A 19,352-nucleotide genomic window follows, 5' to 3' on the forward strand; every position below is an offset into this window, starting at 1 on the left:
CCCGGGCCGTCGACGACGAAGCGGCCACCGGCGAGGTGCCGGCGGCCGCTTCTCGGGTGAGTCGTGCTCAGGCGCAGCGGGCGAGGTACTGCGTCACGTCGGCTCGGGTGAGGGTCTTCAGTGCGTCGAGGTCGTGGCTCCGGAGGTATGCGCGGGCGGCGGCGGTGGCCTTCGCGAGGGTCGGCTTCGAGCGGTCGAGGCAGGGGGCGGAGTCGAGCGGGTCGGTGCTCGGAGTGCGCAGGTCTGCGTCGATGCCGGTGATGGCCTGGTCGAGGCTGGTGATGACGATGGGCTCGGCACCGTCCTGGGTCGGGCTGTTGGGCCACCACTGCTTCGCGTCGCCCGTCCGGTCGTCGAAGGCGACGGTGTAGAAGTCGATGTCGAGGCCGCGGATGGTGTAGTCGCCGTTCGCGTCCGTGTAGGTGTCGACGTAGCTGCCGTAGGGCGGCCGGACGAAGGCGGTGACGGGCACGGGGGCGCCGTCGTCGGTCGCGACGTGGCCGCTGATCGTGGCTCCGAGCGGGAGCACGTACTCGGGGAGGGACAGGGTCTCGCCGGCGCCCACGGAGAAGACGGTGCCGGGGGCGTTCGGGCGGGTCGAGCCGAGGTTGCGCTGGACGTGCAGGCCGTCCTCTACGAGGGCGGCGACGGTGTAGGTCTCGTCGGGCACCACGGTGGCCTCGAAGACGCCGTCGGCGTCCGTCGTCGCGAGGACGAGCGGCTTCACCTCGCTCGTGCTGGTCGGACGCAGGAGCACGTCGGTGCCGGCGGGTGCGGGCGTGTCGGGCGTCCCCTCGAGCAGGACCAGTCCGGTGATCGTGCCGGTCGCCTCCTGCTCGTCGGCGAAGGCCGGTGTCGCGAGTGCGGAGCCGGCGACCAGGACGGCGGCGGCGAGAGCGATCGTCCGCCGGACGGCGGCGCGCGAGAGCACAGACATGGGATCCCCTCAGCGGGGGCACAGCGCCCCCATCGCTGCCGACACTAGAGGTCGAGCGAACCGCGACGCGAGCACCTCGTGCGCCGCCCGCGCTCGGGGAGCTCGGGGAAGCGGTCGGCCCGACCGGTGCCCGAAGGGGACAGTAGTGCGGTGCTCCACTCGTGGACCGTGGACGACGGAGTGTCGCGGTCGACTGCCGATGCGCGGTCGATGACCACCCGGGACGCTCCGGTTGCGAACCCTCGACCCCAGAACCTCCGCAGGAACTCGAGAGCCGACTCGGTCGCGCTTTATCGAAGACGCCGTCAGTGCTGGTGCTCGTCCTCCCAGAGGGGGAACGGGTCGGGATACGTCGCCCAGGTGTCGGGGCCGGCGAGCAGCTCCTCCGAGGTGAGGAGGCACTGGTCGAGGACTCTCGTCAGCTCGTCTCGGTCGAGGTCGGTGCCGAAGAACGCGAGTTCTTGGCCGATGGGCGCGTCCGGGTCCCAGCTGCGCATGCTCGTCGGGTCGAGCGCGACGATGTCGCCGGCGATCGACCAGGATCCGACGCGGTCGGGACGGGTCGCGAGGCGCACGAGCCCTCGAGAGCGCAGGATCCGACCGACTCGCGCGGGGACGAGGTCCCTGGTGATGGCCTCGTCGAGGCGTCCGGGATGGAAGGGGAGCGGATCGCGGAACAGGTGGCTGCGAACTCGTCCGATGTCACCGACCCGGAGGGGCGAGTTCCCGGTGAGGACCCGTTGCCATCCCAGGCTGGACGCCAGCCGGTGCGCGTGGTGCGGCGTCAGGCGAGCGGGCCGGCGGCGGTACTGCTCGAGATCGCAGGAGGCGAGGATCTCGGCTGCCGGTGCCATCGCGCGCAGCAGATCCACTGCTTCCCCTTCGCACGCTCTGCCGTCGGCGTCGGTCAGCACGATGAGGTCCGCGAACTCGATGCGGCCCGCCAGCTTCTCCGCCGCGTCGACGTCCGCCTCGGACGCGGTCGGGGTGAACGCTGCGGGCTGTCCGAGGAGGACGTGGGTCACCTCGGCGAGGGAGGTGACCGCGACGACATCGAGAATGCCGATGCGCGTGTCTGCCGGGTGGCGTCGCTCGCAGAGGTGCTCGAGGACGAGGCCCACTTCCATCGGGTCCGCGGCGGCATCCAGTGCGAGGACGGTGACGCCGGTCTCGCCGTCGTCCGCCTGCCGGGCGAGCTCGGCGGCCAACTCGCCCGCGAACGCTGCGCTGTCGGTGTCGGGGCGCTCGAGGGTCCAGTGCGTGTTCTGCGTCGTGCGACCGGCGAGAGCTGCGGCGGCCGAGGCGCTGTCGCTGCACTCGGTGGCGCTGACGAGCGTGACGGCGAGGATCGGAAGGCGGTGCGGTGTCGAGGAGGGCTCCATGACGAGCTACTCTATCGAGAACCGTTCTCAATAGAAGCAGGAGACCCGCATGAAGGTAAGGAACTCGTTGAAGTCGATGAAGAGGATGCCCGGTTCGCAGATCGTCCGACGCCGCGGCCGTGTCTTCGTGATCAACAAGCTGAACCCGCGCTTCAAGGCCCGTCAGGGCTGACCTCGGGAACAGCGAAGGGTGCAGTCCCGAGGGGCGACGCCCTGGAGCGTCGGTGGAGCCGTCCGCCACCGGGCGGCGGGTTCCAGGTCCTCGGTCCCGTGCTCATCCGAGCGGACGTGCAGGCGACGCGTCGCTCGCCGTCCGCCCGCTTACGATGGAGCGCGATGACGATCGAGCGGGCCGCAGCCCCTGCCCGCAGCGCTCCGCGCCTCGGTCGGCGACTGGCTGCCGGGCTCGCGCTGGTCGCCGCGGCCGTGGCTCTGCGCGTCCTCGCCCCCGACTCGGCCGGTGATGCCCTGTCGGACGCGGTGCGCGACTTCCTCACGCTCTCGATCAGCGTCGTCATCGAGTCGCTGCCGTTCGTGTTCCTCGGCATCGTGCTCTCGATCGCCGTGCAGCTGTGGGTGCCCGAGGCGGTGCTCGTCAGGATCCTGCCGAAGCGCGCTCTGCCGCGGCGGCTGGTGATCTCGTTGCTCGGCGTGCTCCTCCCGGTCTGCGAGTGCGGCAACGTGCCGCTCGCGCGCGGACTGATCGTGAAGGGGCTGTCGGTCTCGGAGTCGATGACCTTCCTGCTCGCGGCGCCGATCGTGAACCCGATCACGATCATCACGACCTACCAGGCGTTCGGCTGGGCCGACGGGATCCTCGTGTGGCGCATCGTCGGCGGCTTCGTCATCGCGAACCTCGTCGGCTGGATCTTCAGCCGCCACAGCGACCCGATGGCGCTGCTGACCGACCGGTTCCGCGCGGCGTGCGAGGCGGGCGAACGGCCGTCGCGCTCCCTCCGCGACCGCTCGCGCCGCAGCGTGCTGCTCTTCGCCGAGGAGACCGGCGCGATGATGCCGGCCCTCTTCGTCGGCGCAGCGCTCGCCGGGCTCATCCAGGTCGGTGTCTCGCGAGACGTGCTGACGACTCTCGGTGGCGATCCGCTCTGGTCGGTGCTCGCGCTGATGGTGCTCGCCTTCGTCATCTCGATCTGCTCGAACGTCGACGCGTTCTTCGTCCTCTCCTTCGGATCGACGTTCCTCCCGGGAGGCATCATCGCGTTCCTGGTGTTCGGACCCATGATCGACATCAAGATGCTCGCCCTGCTGCGCACCACCTTCTCCGTGCAGACGCTCGTGCGAGTGACGGTGCTGGTGGGCCTCGCCTCCGCGGTGCTCGGACTGGCGGTCAACCATGCGCTCTGAGCGTCTGCTCACCCGGTGGAAGGGGATCGCGCTGAGCCTCATCGGCGTCGTCTCGACCCTCTGGCTCGCCGCCACCGGACGCCTCGGCCTCTACATCCACCCCCGGTACTTCGAGTTCTCGGTCGTGCTCGCGGTGCTGGCCGCGATCCTGCTGCTGCTGGCGTTCGCGATCGTGCCGGGCGCCGACGACGACGAGGATCCGCACGGAGGCGTCGAGGAGGCGGACGCCCACGGTCACCTGCACGACCACGCGCCTGGCCGGCCCTGGCGCGCGCGGCTCGCCGTCGTCGCCTCGCTCGCGATCATCGCCTCCGCCGCCGCCGCCCTGCTCGTCGTGCCGCCCTCGGCGCTCACCGCGTCCACCGCGACGCAGCGCGAGGTGAACACGAGCGCCGTCGACTCCTCGGCCGTCGCCGCCGCGCCCACCGGAGACACCGCCGACTTCAGCGTGCGCGACTGGGCGACGCTGCTGCGGCAGGGCGCGAGCGAGCAGTTCCTGGCGGGTCGGACGGCCACCGTCAGCGGCTTCGTCACGCCCGACGCCTCCGACCCCGAGAACGTCTTCTACATCGCCCGCTTCATCGTCACCTGCTGCGCCGTGGACGCGCAGCCGGTGGGTGTGCCGATCCATCAGCCGGGCTGGGCCGACATGTACGCCGAGGGCGAGTGGCTGGAGGCGACCGGCGGGTTCGGTGCGAACCCGAGTGTCACGAGCGCCGAGACGGTCGTGCTCGAGCCAGACTCGGTCGTTCCGATCGACGAGCCGGCGATGCCCTATGTCTACTGACGAGGGGTCGCCGGAAGCGTCCGGTCGGGAGTACCCGGGGAAGCGGCCCGAGCGGCGCTCGCCGCGCGCGTTCGCTCGCGCCTTCTGGGGGGCGACGACCGCTCTCGTGCTGGCGGTCGGCGCGCTCACCGCCGCGACGATCGGCCAGGGCCCGAGGGTGACCGCCGTCGAGGTGAGCCGCGACGGCGTCGTCGAGCGCGACGGCGGCCGAGTCAGGATCCACCTCGACCAGTCGCTCGAGCCCGACGCCCTCGAGCGCGTGCAGGTGACCCCCGAGACACCGCACGAGGCCGAGCTCGACGGGGGCGTGCTGACCGTGACCTTCGCCGACACCCTCCGCTACGCCACCACCTACGACATCACGATCGACCGGGCGCGCGGTGTCGCGACAGGGTCTGCGGCCGACATCAGCGCCTCCTTCACGACCAAGGACCCCGACCTCTTCACCCTCGATCGAACCCCCGGTCCGGCCGAGCCGGACTCGATCCGGGTGCGCCCCCTCTCGGGAGGCGAGGCTCGCGTCGTCGCGACCGCCGACCGCATCCAGGACTACGTCGTCGTCGGCCCGGTTCTCGTGATGGCGACGCTCGAACCCGATGACACGACGCTGCTCCGCACGGTCACGCTCGACACCGGCTCGGAAGGAGTCATCCCGCTGCCCGGCCGAGGAGTCGTCCGCGAGCTGCACGCTTCCGCGGAGAAGGGCGTTCTCGGCTGGACCTTCAGCGGCGACACCCCGACCGGCCCTCTCGACCGCGCGCTCTACTCCTACGACCTCACCGACCAGAAGGGTGAGGCGGTAGCGGTCACCGGGATCGACGGCGGGCCGCTGCGCGCTCGCGACTGGCTCGTCGTGCCGGGCACCACCTCCGCGGTCACCCACTCGCCCGACGACACCGTGCTGTTGATCGACCTGCTGGACCCCGCCTCGATCAGCCCGCTCGGGCAGCACGCCGAGCTGCGCGGCTTCGTGCCGGGAGCGAACGCTCTCGTCGTGGCCGACCCCGAGTCCGGGTCGCTGATCGACCTGGTCGACGGCTCGGTCGAGACGCTCGCGCTGCCCACCGCCGACGTGGCAGCGACTGCATCGCCGGTGCAGGTGCTGCTGCTCGATTCCGGCAGCTATCTCGAACTCGAAGCGGACTACGCGGCCGACGCGGGCACGACGCAGTACTCCGTCGTGCGCGTGGATGCGGCAGGGACGACCGAGATCTTCCGGACGTCCCCGACGGGACGCATCCGCAGCATCTGCCTCTCCCCCAACGGGCAGTTCGTCGCCGTGCAGGCGGTGTCGGAGGAGGGGGTCGCCGACGGCTACCCGGATGTGCCCGGCTTCAGCGCCACCTCGACGGTGCTGGTCGACCTCGACAGCGGCGACACGACCCGCAGCGTCAACGGGGTCTCCCGCGACTGGTGCGCCTAGGCATCGGCTGCCGGTCTCTCCTCCGGTGCGCTCTCGGGCAGCGGATGTGCTCCGCTCGGCTTCCCGGAGGGGCTCCAGGTCGTCCCGCAGGGACTCACGTCGCTGTGCCCGGCCGGAAGAGGAGTCAGCGCGCCCGTCCGGGCCAGGCCTCCCACACTCGGCTCCACGGCGCGGACAGCTGCCGGCCGTCCTGGTCGGTCACGTGGTGCCGACCCTCGGTGGTGCTGTGACCGCTCGTCGTGCCGAGCTCGCCGTCACCCCCGATGCGGTAGCCGACAGCGATGCCACCGTCGCCGGCGGTGATGCTCTCCTCGTAGCGGCCCCTGACGACGTCGAGGACGGTGCGCTCGAGGTCGTCCGCGAGGGCGGTCCAGTCGTCGTCGCAGGCGTCGCATCCGCAGACGGGGTACTCGAACCGGTGCAGTGCTCCGGCGTGCAGGAGGATGCCGGGGAAGACGGTGTGCACGATCGTCAGCGGTGCGGCCTCGGCAGACGCGGGGGTCAGACGGACGGCGCGGGTGGCCCAGGAGATCTCGGCTTCGTCCCTGGACGCCAGGGCCGGGTCGTCCTCGATCGTGACGTCGCAGGTTCGCACGAGGTGCTCGATCAGAGCGTCGGCGATCGTGTGGAGGGGGCGGAAGCGCTCGGTGTCGCTCGTGACGGAGTAGCTCTCGTCGGGAGGTGATCCTCCTCCCCAGCGAGTGCCGTAGGGGATGGGCCGACCGTCCTCGTCGGTGAAGACGCGGTCCTCGACAGCGGGTCGGGCGTAGTCCGTCATGGAGGAGAGAGTACGAGTCGTCGAATCATCGGACCAGCGGCGTTCCGTGAGGGGGACGGGTCCTGTGCCGCCCGGCTCACGTCCGCGGCCTCGGTCGGCGGGCGCACACGACGTCGACCGGCATCTCAGCGGTCGCGTCGCTCCGGGGCCGCTCCTCAGGGACGCTCCCGTCCGGTGCGGTGCCTCGGAAGTGCGACCATGGCTCCGTGTCCACGACCCGAACCATCGCCGCACTGGGAAGCTCGTTCGCCGCCGGCCCGGGGATCGAGCCGATCGTCGACGCTGCCGCCCTGCGGTCCGGGCGGAACTACGCGCATCAGCTCGCGGAGCGCCTGGACGCGGAGCTCGTCGACCTGACGGTGTCGGGCGCCACGACGGCCAACGTCCTCGACGCGCCCCAGGCCGTGGGCGACGGGACGGAGCGTCCCCCGCAGGTGGAGGGGGTGCCCGAGACGGCCGCCGTCGTCACGATCACGGCGGGCGGCAACGACCTCCAGTTCATCGGCGCGATGGCGTACGTCGCCTGGCACCGCCTCGAGCCGGAGTCGCCCATGCTGGCGCTCTTCGGGGACGCGTTCGCCGACGGGATCCCCGAGCCGACCGTGGATGCCGTCGAAGGGGCGACGGCGGGTCTGGTGCGGGTCGTCGAGCGGGTCGTCGAGCGGGTCCGCGCGCGGGCGCCGCGCTGCCGGGTGCTGCTCGTGGACTACCTCACCGTGCTGGATCGGGCGTCGCTCGGCCGCACGCCCTTCACCGCAGAGGAGCTGGAGCGGCTCCTCGACATCCAGGACGCCATCGCCACGGTGTCCCGTGACGCCGCCGCGCGCACAGGCGCCGATCTGATCCTGGCGTCCGAGCTGAGCGAGGGGCACGCGCTCGGCTCCGCCGACCCGTGGGTGCAGCCTTTCCACCGGGAGATGTCGCGCGCGGCGGGATCGTTCCACCCGAACGAACGGGGCATGACCGCCATCGCGGAGGAGCTGGAGCGGGTGCTCCGCGCGTAGGGGTCGCCCTTCACGCCGCCCGGGAGCGGCCAGCGCGTTCGCGGCATCGCTTGTCGAGGTGCCCGCCGCAGTCACCGGCCGCACGGACACCCCGACCTCGCGTCAGGCCCGGGCGGCTCGACGGCGTCCGATGAGGAGTCCGGTACCGGCAGCGAGCAGGACGCCGGCGCCGAGGAGCGGTGCGGACGCATCCGCTCCGGTCCGGGCGAGGCGCGCCCCGGACGTCGTCGCGGCCGCGTGGGCCGTCGGGGTCGTGGCTGCCGGCGCGGGCGGCACGACGAAGGAGGCGGGGTTCCCGTCGACGTAGTGGACGTAGAAGGAGTGCTCGAGGTCGGGCTCGCCGTCGGCGCGGGCGATGTACTCGGCGAAGACGAAGTAGCTGCCGGCGGGGACGGCGAGCGGGATGTCGCCTCCGTCGACGAACTCGGCGAGGTCGTACCAGCGTGAGGTCGGCGGCGTGTAGTCGCCGTCGTTGTCGAGCGTCGTGGTCGCGACCACTCGGATCTCTCCGGAGACGACGCAGTCGCGGAGGGTCAGGGGCTCGAGGTGCACGACGAGGCCGTCGGGCGCGGCTTCGGTCGTCCCGACCGGCTCGGTCGTGGTGGCGCTGGGGCTGAGTCCGACGACGTCGAAGCAGGTGTCATCGACCGGTGCCGGCGTGGCTGCCGGCGCGGGTGGCACGACGAAGGAGGCGGGGTTCCCGTCGACGTAGTGGACGTAGAAGGAGTGCTCGAGGTCGGGCTCGCCGTCGGCGCGGGCGATGTACTCGGCGAAGACGAAGTAGCTGCCTGCGGGCACGGCGAGCGGGATGTCGCCTCCCTCGGCGAACTCGGCGAGGTCGTACCAGTGTGAGGTCGGCGGCGTGTAGTCGCCGTCGTTGTCGAGCGTCGCGGTCGCGACCACTCGGATCTCTCCGGAGACGACGCAGTCGCGGAGGGTCAGGGGCTCGAGGTGCACGACGAGGCCGTCGGGCGTTGCTTCGGTCGTCCCGACGGGCTCGGTCGTGGTGGCGCTGGGGCTGAGCCCGACGACATCGAAGCAGGTGTCAACGACCGGATCGGGAGCAGCTGTGGGCGTCGGAGTCGGGACAGGAGCCGCCGTGGGTGCCGCTGAGGCCGTGGGCGTCGCAGTCGGAGTAGGAATAACCGAGGCGTTCGCCGACGGCGCGGCGATCAGCACTCCTCCCAGAGCGAGGCTCGAGGCTGCCAGCCCGAGGAGGAAGGAACGCGCCGAGCGGGCGCGGAGAGAGGGAGCGGGCACAATGATGTCTTTCGCTGAGAGGATGGTCGTCGATCGAGACGCACCATCGTTTCCCCCGGGCGTTCATGAGATTTCTATCAGTCCATGGGCGGCGGACACAGTGGCCGAGGGCGGCCGAGCGTCTCCTTTGCATAACGGGGTGAAGTGATGCCGAGCGCATCCCTCCGGCTGTGAGGAAGACGCTGAATGCACCGGAAGGATCGCGTCGCGAAGGACGGCCCGTTTCGAGACGCCCGCCGGTCCGAGGAGCGCGATGCCGGCGACTCCATCGGTGATGCGTTGTCGGTCGGGCGTTCAGCCCCTCGTTGCAGGCCGGCTGGTGAAGTGCCGCACGCCGTAGATCGCGAGGAGGAGGATCCCGCTCAGCTGCAGCGCCAGCGAGAGGCCGGAGGAGAACTCCTCCGTTGGCCACAGCAGCCCCGGAATGTCTCGCCGGGCGTCGATCACCGGACGCGGAGGTCGTCCCCCGATTCGACCTCCGCCAGCCGGAAGGGCCCGGGGAAGAGCGGGCCGGTGCTCCACATGGCGATGGTCGCCCAGCCGAGGTCGGCGTGAGCGGCGGAGCCCTCCGGGATCGCGCGGGTGAACAGCGCGTAGTCGGTGCCGTCGAGGGTGAGTGGTTCGACGCTCCACCCGTCGCGGTCCTCGGCGAGAGCGGTGGATCGCATTCCGGCGGCGTCCATCGCGGCGATCGCCTCGCGTCGTTCGAGCCCCTCCGGGACCGCATCGAGGAGGAGGCAGTTGACAGCGAGGGAGGCGGTCGCCACCGCGTCGGTGACCTGCCCGTGCACGGAGGATCGCGGCCCGATCCGCAGTCCGGTGCGCAGCATCGTCCGGATCGAGCAGCGGCCTGCCTGCGGTCCGCGGTCGAGGGCGATCGTCAGCCCGTCGGTCGGTCCGTGGTTCGTGCTGCCCGCACCGGTGATCGACCAGCGCTCGTGTTCCGCGAGGGGGAGGAGTGTCCGCATGTGCTCATCCAACTCGTCGCCCGGTGCTCCGTCGAGCCAGGGGCGCGACGCGGGAGTCCCGGGCGAGGTCTTCGCAGTGAGGAGGGGCAGGGCGGCGGCCGGACCGTCGGCGAACGCCACGGCGGCGGCCCGGTCGAGCGCGACCGCACGGGTCCCACACCGCGCTCGAGACGACGAGCATCCTGCTGCCGGATCGACAGCCGGGCGGAGATCTTCTTCCAGCTTCTCCCGCGCCGCCGCCGTGCCGGCGTCCGCTCTGCGTGCTGAAGTGCACTCGAGCGGACCCTCGCTCAGTTCCCGTGCGGATCGAGTCCGTTGACCGCCGCCACGGTCTCGTCGTAGTCGCCTCGGGCCTCGCCGTAGCGGAGGAACTTCACCCGCTCGACCTGGATCTCGCGCGCGTCGGGCTCGGCCTCGATGAGCGCGACGACCTCGCCGATGAAGTCGTCCAGCGGCATCGCGAAGGAGCTGTCCCGCTGACCGGGCATCAGATCGGTCGCCACCGACGGGGGTTCGAGCTCGGTCACCGTCACGGTGGTGCCGGCCAGCTGCAGGCGCAGCGTCTCGCTCAGCATGTGGATCGCGGCCTTGGTCGCGTTGTAGCTCGGCGTGACCTTCAACGGAGTGAAGGCGAGCCCGGAGGACACGGTCATGATCGTCGCGTCGGGGCGCGTCCGGAGGTGGTCGATGAATGCGGCGATGAGCCGGATCGTGCCGAGCAGGTTCGTCGTCACCGTCTCCTCGGCACTGGTGAGGAACCCGTCGGGGGTGGTCCAGTCCTCGATGCGCATGACTCCCGCCATCGTGACGACGACATCGACCTCGGGGTGATCGGCGATCACCCGGGTCGCCGCACGCCGGATGCTGTCGGGGCTGGTGATGTCGATCTCGACGGCGTGGATGCCGGGGTGCTCGGCCGTGATCCGGTCGAGCAGCTCGGTGCGGCGGCCTCCGATGACGACCTGGTTGCCCTTGGCCTGGAGTGCGAGCGCGAGCGCCAGGCCGATTCCGCTGGTCGCGCCGGGGATGAAGACAGTGTTTCCGCTGATGTGCATGCGTCCACCCTGCGACCGGTGCGCGGCGGCTGCCAGAGAGCGGTCATCCAGGGAGAGCGGGTCCCTGGTTCCGCGTCCGCTGCGCACCGATACTGGGGCAGATGGACCCCGACGCTCTCGCCCAGTTCCTGACTCGTCACCGGGACGGTCTGCACCCCTCCGACGTCGGCCTGCCCGAGGGACCCCGTCGCCGCACAGCCGGCCTGCGGCGCGAGGAGGTGGCGCAGCTCGCGGGCATGTCCACCGACTACTACACCCGCCTCGAGCAGCGCCGCAGCACCCGGCCGAGCGCGCAGATCCTCGGCTCGCTGGCCCGCGCCCTCCGCCTCACGCCGGACGAGCGCGACTACCTGTTCCGCATCGCCGGGCTCGACGCGCCCGATCGTCACAGCAGTGGCGACTACATCGCCCCCGGGCTGCTCCGCGTCCTCGACCGCCTCGCCGACACTCCCGCGATGATCCTGTCGCCCCTCGGCGAAGCCCTCGTGCAGAACGAACCGGCCAAGGCGCTCTTCGGGGATCTCAGCCGCTTCACCGGCCTCGAGCGCAGCGAGATCCACCGCTGGTTCCTCCGCCCCGAGACGGAGCGCCGCCGGTACCCGGAGGCCGACCACGAGCGGCAGAGCCGGTCCCAGGTCGCCTCGCTGCGGGCCGCCCTGGGCGTGATGGGGCCGCACTCCCGAGCCGCGGAGCTGGTCCGCGAGCTCAACCGGCAGAGCACCGAGTTCGCGGCCCTGTGGGATCAGCACGAGGTGGGCCGCCGTTTCGCCGACCACAAGATCCTCCTCCACCCCGACCTCGGACCGATCGAGGTCGACTGCCAGGTCCTCTTCACCGAGGACGACTCGCAGGCGCTCCTCGTGCTCACCGCGCCGCCGCGCAGCGAGGCCGCCGGCAGGCTCGAGCTCCTCGCCGTCCTCGGCAGCCAGCAGTTCGCCAGTGGTCGGGAGGACGCCGGGACGGGTCGCTGAAGGACCGACTCGCGGTCGACTCCGGCAGGGGAGAGGCGCCCGCGTCGGCCCTCGCGTCCACAGGCGACCGCGCCCGTAGGTGACCGGTCAGGTGCGGGCTGCGGCCAGTGTCGAGAAGGCCAGCCGGACGAGGACGGACTCGACCGTCGCGAGCTCGGCGCCGACGCGGTCGATCAGGGGATCCCGCTCGGCGGAGTCGATCCACGCCGCATAGCCGTCGTAGTACGCGCGGACCCCGGCATCCGCGAGCACGCCTGCCTGGCGTGCATCGCCGAGTCGTGCGGTCAGGGCGGCACCGAGAGCGTCCGTGATCGCGGAACGCTTGAACGCCGCACGTTCTCGCAGCTCGGGGCTCGCGGGGATGATGACAGCGAGCAGCTGGCGGACCTGCCGCCGGTCGTCGGTGTGGACGGCGCAGAGGGGCAGGACCCCCGCCCGGAGGATCTCGAACGGCGTGCCGCCCGGTGTCGCGCCCTCCACGCCCTCGACGGCGAGGGCGACCAGCTCGTCCTGTCCCTGGAAGAGGATCTCCCGCTTGTCGGCGAAGTGCCGGAACAGCGTGGTGCGGGTCACGCCGGCCCGGTCGGCGATCTGCGCCGCCGTCGTGTCGTCGTAGCCGTGCTCGGCGAAGAGCTCCACCGCGGCGTGGAGCAGTCGTCCCCGCGTATCCGGTTCCCATCGAGCCATGCCACGAGTCTAGTGATGCTATCGGGTTGCATCGAAGCGAAAGGGCACCCCACGGTCACCGCCTGTTTCTCGCGGAGATATCTGTCTGGTGATGCGACAGAGTTGCACCAGGTGTAGCGTCATGTGCCTGAGTCACATCACCGAAGGGACTCGGGCCGCCGCAGAGCGCGGCGACCCGTCAAGGACAGGAGCGATCACATGCGCGTATTCGTCACCGGAGCATCCGGCTGGATCGGAACGGCCCTCACCACCGAGCTCGTCGCGGCGGGACACGAGGTCCGCGGACTCGTTCGATCGGAGGCCTCGTCCGAGAAGGTGCGTCGCGCCGGCGTCACGCCCGTGAGGGGCGACATGGGCGATCACGATCTGCTGGTCGCGGAGGCCCTGGACGCGGATGCCACCGCGCATCTCGCCTTCACCCTCGACTTCGCCGCATTCGACGCCGCCGTGGACAATGAGGTGCGCCTCCTCGAGCGGATCGGGTCGGCGGTGGACAGCACCGGGAAGGCCTTCTTCGCCGCGTCGGGCACTCCGACGAGCCTCGGGCGGCTCGCCACCGAGGAGGACGAGCTCGATCCCGCCGGGCCGGCGGGGGCGCGTGCCCGCACGGCGAGTGCCGTGCTGGCGCTGTCGAGCCGCGGAATCCGCTCCGGTCTCGTGCGGATGCCCCGCACGGTCCACGGAGAAGGGGACCGCAACGGCCTCATCGCCGCGCTCGTCGGGCTCGACCGACAGCTCGGCACCGCCGCCTACGTCGGCGACGGATCGAACCGATGGCCCGCGGTGCACATCAGCGACGCCGGCCGGCTGTTCCGCATCGCGCTCGAGACGGCGCCCGCCGGAGCCGTGCTGCACGCCGTCGGTGAGGAGGGGGTGGTGATGCGCGACGTCGCCGGGGCCATCGCCCGGAAGACCGGCCTGACGGCCTCGGCCGTCGACCCGGAGCAGCTCGGCGTGTTCGGCGCCCTGCTCGGAGGCGACCAGCCCGCCTCGAACGCCGTCACCCGGGACCTCGTCGCGTGGGAGCCGAGCGGCCCGACGCTGCTCGAGGACCTCGAGGCCGGCTACTACACGTCCTGAGCCGGAGAAGCAGCGGCCCTCGACCCGTGGTTCAGCCCTTCTCGGCGCCCGCGGTGAGGCCGCCCGTGAGGAGGCGCTCGGATGCGAAGAACAGCACGATGATGGGCAGCGTGAGGATCACGGATCCCGCCATCAGCACGGTCGTGGGCACTTCGATGCTGCCCCCCAGCTGCGAGAGGCCGAGAGACACCGTCCAGGTGTCGCGGCGCTCGACGAGGAAGAGCAGGGCGAACAGGAACTCGTTCCAGGCGATCATGAAGATGAAGAGCCCGTTGGAGACGATCGCGGGCATCGCGAGCGGGAGGCTGATCCGTCTCATCACCTGCAGGCGGGAGGCGCCGTCGATCGCCGCCGCCTCCTCGAGTGACACGGGGATGGTCGCGAAGTAGTTGCGCAGCGTGTAGATCGAGACGGCGACCACCTGCGACACGTAGACGATCAGCAGTCCGAGGAGCGAACCCCGGAGTCCGATCTGCGTGAAGAAGACGAAGAGCGGGACGGCGAGCAGGATCGACGGGAAGAAGTACACGGCGAGGAACAGCGCCGACACCTGCCGCCTCCCGAAGAACGCGAGCCGGCTGACCGCGTAGGACCCGGGGATCGCGACCAGCAGTGTGAGGACGACGGTGCCGAGCGCGACGAGGAACGAGTTGCGCAGGAAGACGACGAATCCCTGGCCGCCGCTGTCCACCGGGGAGAGGACGTCGATGTACGTCGAGAGGTCGACCTCGCTCGGTGCGATCCAGATGGAGCCCGGGTTCTGCAGGAGCGAGTCGAGGCTGCGGAAGCTCAGGAGCACCATGTAGTAGAAGGGGAACACCGCGACGACGAGCAGCGCGACGATGATGAGCGGGCGCAGGACGCGGATGGCCGCGTTCTCGAAGCGGTCGCGGGCCACGCCTCGTCGATGGCCGGCGTCGGCGCTGCGGGGCCGGGTCTCCGTGGTCATGACACCTCCTCCTCTCGGCCGAAGAGCCGCAGATAGACGGTGACGAGCACCGCGAGGATCGCCGCGAGGACGAGCGCCTGGGCGGAGGCGGCTCCGATGTCGCCGCGCGCCGTGAGGTAGTCGAAGACCCGGACGGAGACGACCTCGGTCCCGGCGCCTCCGCCGGTGAGCAGGTAGATGTCGTCGAAGTTGTTGAACGTCCAGATGAACCGCAGCACGCTGAGCACCGCGATCGTGGGGAGGAGCTGCGGCAGGAGGATGTGGCGGAAGCGCTGCGAGGGCGTGGCGCCGTCGATCCGGGCCGCCTCGTCGAGCACCTCCGGTACTGCGGCGAGTCGCGCGGTGAGGAAGAGGAACGCGAACGGGAAGGAGCGCCAGGCCTCGAAGAGGATGACGGTCAGGAGGGCGATCGGCAGCTGCACCTCCACCCCGAGCACCATCACCGGAAGCGAGCGCTGGGAGAGGAAGGCGACCGGGTCGTCCCACCCGAGGAGGTTCGTGCCGACCCAGTTGACGACTCCGAACTGCGGGTTGAGCATCGTCGACCACACGAAGGTCGCCGCGACGACCGGAGCCACGTACGGGAGCAGGAGCGCGGCACGGACGAGACTGCGCCCGCGGAACGGCCGACGGAGAGCGAGGGCCGCGACGAGGCCGATGCCGATCGCCAGCGCGGTTCCGCCCACCGAGTAGACGACCGTCGTCCTCAGCGCGGCGAAGAACCCGGGCGAGGTCAGCACATCGGCGAAGTTCTCCAGGGTGTACTCGCCGAAGAAGCCGGCACCTCTGATGTTGAGCAGACGGATGGGCTGGAACGCCAGTGCGACCGCCCAGAGGATGGGCACGACCACCGCGACGAGGACGATGACGAGGGTCGGGGCGAGGAGGAGGAGGCCGGTCCGGTTCTCCTCGCGATCCCGGCGGGAGCGCCGTCGGCCGCGGCCCGGACCGCGTCCGTCCGACGAGGGTCCGAGGTCGGCTGCGGGGGCGGGTCCGGTCGGGCCCGTTCCCCCCGCGAGCTGCGTCACTGAAGTGACTCCTGCACGCTCCGCACGGCTTCGGCGGCCGTCTCGGCCGCGTCACCCGGGTCGCCGCCCTGGCTGACGTCGTTGACCGCGGTCGAGACGGGCAGCTCGCCCTGCAGCGCTCCGAGGAGATCGCCCTGGCCCTGCGTGATGCCCCAGCGGGCGAGGTCCTGCGGGCCGGCGGCGACCGCGTCGAGCACCTCGGGGGCATAGAAGTCGGAGAGCGGAGCCTTGGTGTCCACGCCGGCCGGCAGGGTCGCCCACGCATCGGAGAACCGTGTCGGCTCCTCCGCGGTGCCGGTGCGGACCGGCACCTTGCCCTCCGGGGCGATGCCGATCCACTGCTCGTAGCCGTCGCCCATCATGTACTCGATGAAGGCCTGCGAGTCGCCCGTGTTCGCACCGGCGGTGATCGTCCAGGAGGTGATCTCCCCGAACTGCGCGGGACCGTCGGCCTCGGGTCCGGTGAGAGCGGTCACGACTCCCGTGTTCTGGGCCAGGAACGCCGGGTCGGCGGCGCACTCGGGGCAGGAGGGCTTGGCGTCCTCCCGGAGCCCTGCCATCTCGTCGAGGACGAAGCTCGACCAGATGAACATGGCGGCGTCACCGGCGAAGTAGGTGGCACGGGTCGTGTCGACGTCCTGCGCTCCGGGCACGGAGTACTCGGTCGTGAGGTCGCCGTAGAAGCTCAGCGCCTCGACGCAGGCGTCGGAGTCGATCGCCACGTCTCCGCCGTCATCCACGAGCTGGCAGTCGTTGCCGAGGGCGATCTGCTCGAACGTCTGCTCGGTGAACGCGTCGCCGGGGGCCGTGGCTCCCACGAACCCGGCGATGTCGTCGCTGTCCAGCGTTCGAGCGGCCTCGAGGATCGCGTCGTACGAGTCGGGAGCTTCGAGGCCCGCGGCCTCGAAGAGGTCGGTGCGGTAGAAGAGCAGCTGCGTCCACGACTCGCTCGGCACCGCGAGGCGGGTGCCGTCGTCGGAGGTGAGCTCGAGGGCGCGCTCCGAGAAGGTGGCGGTGTCGAGGCTCTCGATCGTCGTGCCGACGGCCTCGGTGTCGATCAGCTCGTTCGAGGAGAGGGTGCGCACCTGGGGGAGCGAGATCCCGCCGATGACGTCGGGCAGGTCTCCGGCGGCAGCGGACGAGGTGATGAGCTGGCTGAACTGGTCCTCCGCGACGGAGACGAGCTCGACCTGCACGCCGGTCTCCTCGGTGAAGGCGTCGACGATCGCCTGGGTCGCGGCCACCCGGTCGGGGAGATCCTCCTGCACCCAGAACGTGATCCCGTCCTCCGGGGTCTCCTCTGCGGTCGACGTGCACCCGGTCAGCGCGAGGGCCACCGCGGCGGCCACCGCCATCGACAGTCGCCGTGGGGTCGAGATCTTCACTGTGCGCCTCCTTGCGCCCGCCATCGGGCCTGGATGCGCCGGCCGACGCACGAGTCAGAGAAACAAATCCCGTTGCTCGTGTCTACCCGTCGACCACGATCGGCCGGGGCACTAGGGAATGCCGGAACGGGTGCCGGCACGCGGGTGACGCAGGGGCCGTCCCGCGGGCGAGCATGGGAGGGCGCCGACTCCTCGCGGACGAGAACCGGTACCCCGTTACCGCTGACGACGAGGAGGCTCACCCTCCACGGTCCGGGACCTCCTGAGCAGGAGGACACCCAGCCCGATGAAGACGACGAGGGTGACGGCGATCGCCGGATCGGCCAGCGGCCGCAGCGACAGGATCGTCGTGAAGTCGGCCGCGGCGTGCAGGAGGATCAGCGGGAGGACCCAGCGGTAGCGGTACTGGAACGCGGCGAGTGCGAACCCGTAGCACCCGGACACCAGCACGTTCAGGGCGATGTCGTCCGCGGTGCGGTCCGTGGTCGCGAAGGCGGAGAGGTGCTGCAGCCCGAACAGCGCGGCGGTGATCGTCACGGCGAGGGGCGCAGCGAACGAGGACCGCAGCCGCTCGAGCACGACGACCCGGCTGATCAGCTCCTCGTTGATGCCGACGAGCAGCAGGGTGAGCGCCCACAGGCCGAAGCCCGGAGGACGGTCCTCGAGCCCGCCGGTCGTCCACGCGAGCACCTCGAGCAGCAGCGGCACGAGGAGGAGCAGCGCGGTCCGGCCGCGCCGGACGACGAGGATCCCGCTCGCGTGCCACAGTCGCCGCCAGGTCACGAGCAGTGCCGCGAACGCGACGCACGCGAGGTTCGCGGTCAGGCCCAGGTACCAGCCAGGCACCCCGATCGCGGCCGCCACTGCGAGCGTGCCCGTGATGACGCCGAACCGTGCGAGGTGGACGGCGACTCCGAAGAGGACGGCCCGCGACCGATCGTCTGACACGTGGCGCACGCTAGCAGCGCTCGGCCCGACCGACCAGAGTCGGTGGGCGGGCGGCGCTCGTCCGGCAGCAGAGGTCGGGTCGAGCGGACGAAGCGGCACCGAGTCCCGCAACGGAATGGACGCTCGTCACGTCGAGAAGTGGAGGGGCTCCCGGAGGGCGGCGTCCGATCGGGTCGAATGCCGCCCTGTCGGCACCAGGACATGCGATCGGTCTTCGGAGCGGCCGGCGGAACGGATGGATCGTGCCGCAGAGAAGTCCCCGACCGCCGCACTCAGAACGAGAGAGCACCTCCTGTCGGAGCTGCACCAGCGCCGATCGCCGTGATCCACCGCGGTGGCGGCGGCGAGTACCCCCGACGCAGCGACGCGGAGGCGGCGGGCGCGACTCCGTCGAAGAGCGATGCGGGTGGGCCGGACACCCCCCGCACCGCTCCTCCTGCTCGGACCGCCGAACTCCGCCTCGGCGGCGTCAGCCCCGGATGAACGCGAGGATGTCGGGGTTGATGACGTCGGCGTGGGTCGTCAGCATCCCGTGCGGGTAGCCCTCGTAGATCTTCAGGGTCGCGTCGCTGAGAAGCTCGGCCTGTTTCACGGCGGCGTCCCGATAGGGCACGACCTGGTCGTCGTCGCCCTGGAGGACGAGGACGGGCACGGTGATGGCGCGCAGGTCCTCGGTCTGGTCGGTCTCCGAGAACGCCCTGATGCCTTCGTAGTGCGCGAGGGCGCTGCCCGTCATCCCTTGCCGCCACCAGTTGTCGATCACCGGCTCCGAGATCGTGGCGCCGGGGCGATTGAAGCCGTAGAACGGCCCGGAGGCGACCGCCCGGAAGAACTCGGCGCGGTTCGCGGCCAGCGCTTCGCGGAACCCGTCGAAGACCGAGATGTCGGTGCCCTCGGGATTCGCCTCCGTCTTCACCATCAGCGGCGGGACGGCCGACACCAGGACAGCCTTCGTCACTCGATCCTGCGGCTGGCCGAACCGGGCGACGTACCGGGCGACCTGGCCGCCTCCGGTGGAGTGGCCGATGTGGACCGCGTCGCGCAGGTCGAGGTGCTCGACGACGGCGGACACGTCACTGGCGTAGTGGTCCATGTCGTGGCCGGTGCCGATCTGCGACGAGCGCCCGTGGCCCCGCCGGTCGGTCGCGATCACGCGGTAGCCCTCGGCCAGGAAGTAGAGCATCTGCGCGTCCCAGTCGTCCGAGGACAGCGGCCAGCCGTGGTGGAACACGATGGGCTGCGCGTCGTGGCTTCCCCAGTCCTTGAAGTAGATCTCTGCACCGTCGTCGGTGGTCACGTATCCCATGGTCGCCCTCCTGAGGCTGTTCGTCGGTGGTCTGGTGCCGGC

General features: G+C 71.0%; 19 protein-coding genes. 7 read left to right on the forward strand and 12 right to left on the reverse strand.

Annotated elements, in window-relative coordinates; translation table 11 throughout:
• Nucleotides 1–67 precede the first annotated feature (67 nt).
• On the reverse strand, nucleotides 68–937 hold the full coding sequence (locus GRS92_RS08280; protein WP_159855134.1) for a carboxypeptidase-like regulatory domain-containing protein: 870 nt from the start codon (nucleotides 935–937) through the stop codon (nucleotides 68–70).
• 305 nt (nucleotides 938–1,242) lie between these two features.
• Nucleotides 1,243–2,319 (reverse strand): GTP-binding protein, encoded by a 1,077-nt coding sequence (locus GRS92_RS08285; protein WP_159855136.1) that lies wholly within the window; start codon nucleotides 2,317–2,319, stop codon nucleotides 1,243–1,245.
• Between the two features lie 49 nt (nucleotides 2,320–2,368).
• On the opposite strand from GRS92_RS08285, the gene ykgO reads away from it, so the two are divergent.
• From ykgO to GRS92_RS08305, 4 genes are all read left to right on the forward strand, one after another.
• Nucleotides 2,369–2,491, forward strand: a complete 123-nt coding sequence (gene ykgO, locus GRS92_RS08290) for a type B 50S ribosomal protein L36 (RefSeq protein WP_159855138.1) — start codon at nucleotides 2,369–2,371, stop codon at nucleotides 2,489–2,491.
• Between the two features lie 164 nt (nucleotides 2,492–2,655).
• Nucleotides 2,656–3,681, forward strand: a complete 1,026-nt coding sequence (locus GRS92_RS08295) for a permease (RefSeq protein WP_159855140.1) — start codon at nucleotides 2,656–2,658, stop codon at nucleotides 3,679–3,681.
• Nucleotides 3,671–4,468, forward strand: a complete 798-nt coding sequence (locus tag GRS92_RS08300; protein ID WP_159855142.1) for a TIGR03943 family putative permease subunit — start codon at nucleotides 3,671–3,673, stop codon at nucleotides 4,466–4,468. Before GRS92_RS08295 ends, GRS92_RS08300 begins: the two co-directional genes overlap by 11 nt.
• Nucleotides 4,458–5,891 carry a hypothetical protein gene (locus GRS92_RS08305; RefSeq protein WP_159855144.1) on the forward strand — a complete coding sequence of 478 codons (1,434 nt, stop codon included), beginning with the start codon at nucleotides 4,458–4,460 and terminating at the stop codon, nucleotides 5,889–5,891. Before GRS92_RS08300 ends, GRS92_RS08305 begins: the two co-directional genes overlap by 11 nt.
• A gap of 124 nt (nucleotides 5,892–6,015) precedes the next feature.
• On the opposite strand, the gene GRS92_RS08310 is transcribed toward GRS92_RS08305, so the two are convergent.
• Nucleotides 6,016–6,669, reverse strand: a complete 654-nt coding sequence (locus tag GRS92_RS08310; RefSeq protein WP_159855146.1) for a DUF6226 family protein — start codon at nucleotides 6,667–6,669, stop codon at nucleotides 6,016–6,018.
• Nucleotides 6,670–6,875: 206 nt separating this feature from the next.
• Here GRS92_RS08310 and GRS92_RS08315 point away from each other — a divergent pair, with 206 nt between their 5' ends.
• Nucleotides 6,876–7,673: an SGNH/GDSL hydrolase family protein gene (locus GRS92_RS08315; protein WP_159855148.1), complete on the forward strand. Its 798-nt coding sequence runs from the start codon at nucleotides 6,876–6,878 to the stop codon at nucleotides 7,671–7,673.
• Nucleotides 7,674–7,775: 102 nt separating this feature from the next.
• Here GRS92_RS08315 and GRS92_RS08320 read toward each other — a convergent pair whose 3' ends face one another.
• The 3 genes from GRS92_RS08320 to GRS92_RS08330 form a co-directional block, all read right to left on the reverse strand.
• A complete protein-coding gene (locus tag GRS92_RS08320; RefSeq protein WP_159855150.1) occupies nucleotides 7,776–8,933 on the reverse strand; it encodes an LPXTG cell wall anchor domain-containing protein in 1,158 nt (385 codons plus the stop codon).
• Between the two features lie 443 nt (nucleotides 8,934–9,376).
• Entirely contained in the window at nucleotides 9,377–9,901 is a 525-nt protein-coding gene (locus tag GRS92_RS08325) for a hypothetical protein (protein ID WP_159855152.1), read from the reverse strand.
• A 290-nt stretch (nucleotides 9,902–10,191) separates the two neighbouring features.
• The gene (locus GRS92_RS08330) at nucleotides 10,192–10,956 is read right to left on the reverse strand and encodes an SDR family oxidoreductase (RefSeq protein WP_159855154.1); all 765 of its coding nucleotides are present in this window, start codon (nucleotides 10,954–10,956) and stop codon (nucleotides 10,192–10,194) included.
• A gap of 101 nt (nucleotides 10,957–11,057) precedes the next feature.
• On the opposite strand from GRS92_RS08330, the gene GRS92_RS08335 reads away from it, so the two are divergent.
• A complete protein-coding gene (locus tag GRS92_RS08335) occupies nucleotides 11,058–11,927 on the forward strand; it encodes a helix-turn-helix transcriptional regulator (RefSeq protein WP_159855156.1) in 870 nt (289 codons plus the stop codon).
• 87 nt (nucleotides 11,928–12,014) lie between these two features.
• Here the strand turns inward: GRS92_RS08335 and GRS92_RS08340 are convergent, their stop codons facing one another.
• Complete coding sequence (locus GRS92_RS08340) at nucleotides 12,015–12,614, reverse strand: TetR/AcrR family transcriptional regulator (RefSeq protein WP_159855158.1); 600 nt, start codon at nucleotides 12,612–12,614, stop codon at nucleotides 12,015–12,017.
• A gap of 198 nt (nucleotides 12,615–12,812) precedes the next feature.
• On the opposite strand from GRS92_RS08340, the gene GRS92_RS08345 reads away from it, so the two are divergent.
• A complete protein-coding gene (locus tag GRS92_RS08345; RefSeq protein ID WP_159855160.1) occupies nucleotides 12,813–13,694 on the forward strand; it encodes an NAD-dependent epimerase/dehydratase family protein in 882 nt (293 codons plus the stop codon).
• A 31-nt stretch (nucleotides 13,695–13,725) separates the two neighbouring features.
• On the opposite strand, the gene GRS92_RS08350 is transcribed toward GRS92_RS08345, so the two are convergent.
• The 5 genes from GRS92_RS08350 to GRS92_RS08370 form a co-directional block, all read right to left on the reverse strand.
• Nucleotides 13,726–14,643 (reverse strand): carbohydrate ABC transporter permease, encoded by a 918-nt coding sequence (locus GRS92_RS08350; RefSeq protein ID WP_159855162.1) that lies wholly within the window; start codon nucleotides 14,641–14,643, stop codon nucleotides 13,726–13,728.
• Entirely contained in the window at nucleotides 14,640–15,671 is a 1,032-nt protein-coding gene (locus tag GRS92_RS08355) for a carbohydrate ABC transporter permease (protein ID WP_159855164.1), read from the reverse strand. The genes GRS92_RS08350 and GRS92_RS08355 overlap by 4 nt, the downstream gene beginning before the upstream one ends.
• Nucleotides 15,668–17,056 (reverse strand): ABC transporter substrate-binding protein, encoded by a 1,389-nt coding sequence (locus tag GRS92_RS08360; protein ID WP_235021886.1) that lies wholly within the window; start codon nucleotides 17,054–17,056, stop codon nucleotides 15,668–15,670. Before GRS92_RS08360 ends, GRS92_RS08355 begins: the two co-directional genes overlap by 4 nt.
• A 216-nt stretch (nucleotides 17,057–17,272) precedes the next feature.
• Nucleotides 17,273–18,004, reverse strand: coding sequence for a CPBP family intramembrane glutamic endopeptidase (locus tag GRS92_RS08365; RefSeq protein WP_159855168.1), 732 nt, complete (start codon nucleotides 18,002–18,004; stop codon nucleotides 17,273–17,275).
• A 469-nt stretch (nucleotides 18,005–18,473) separates the two neighbouring features.
• Nucleotides 18,474–19,310 (reverse strand): alpha/beta fold hydrolase, encoded by an 837-nt coding sequence (locus GRS92_RS08370; protein WP_159855170.1) that lies wholly within the window; start codon nucleotides 19,308–19,310, stop codon nucleotides 18,474–18,476.
• Between the last annotated feature and the right edge of the window lie 42 nt (nucleotides 19,311–19,352).

Origin of the sequence: Rathayibacter sp. VKM Ac-2754 (assembly GCF_009807095.1) — a bacterium.
Lineage (GTDB): Bacteria > Actinomycetota > Actinomycetes > Actinomycetales > Microbacteriaceae > Rathayibacter.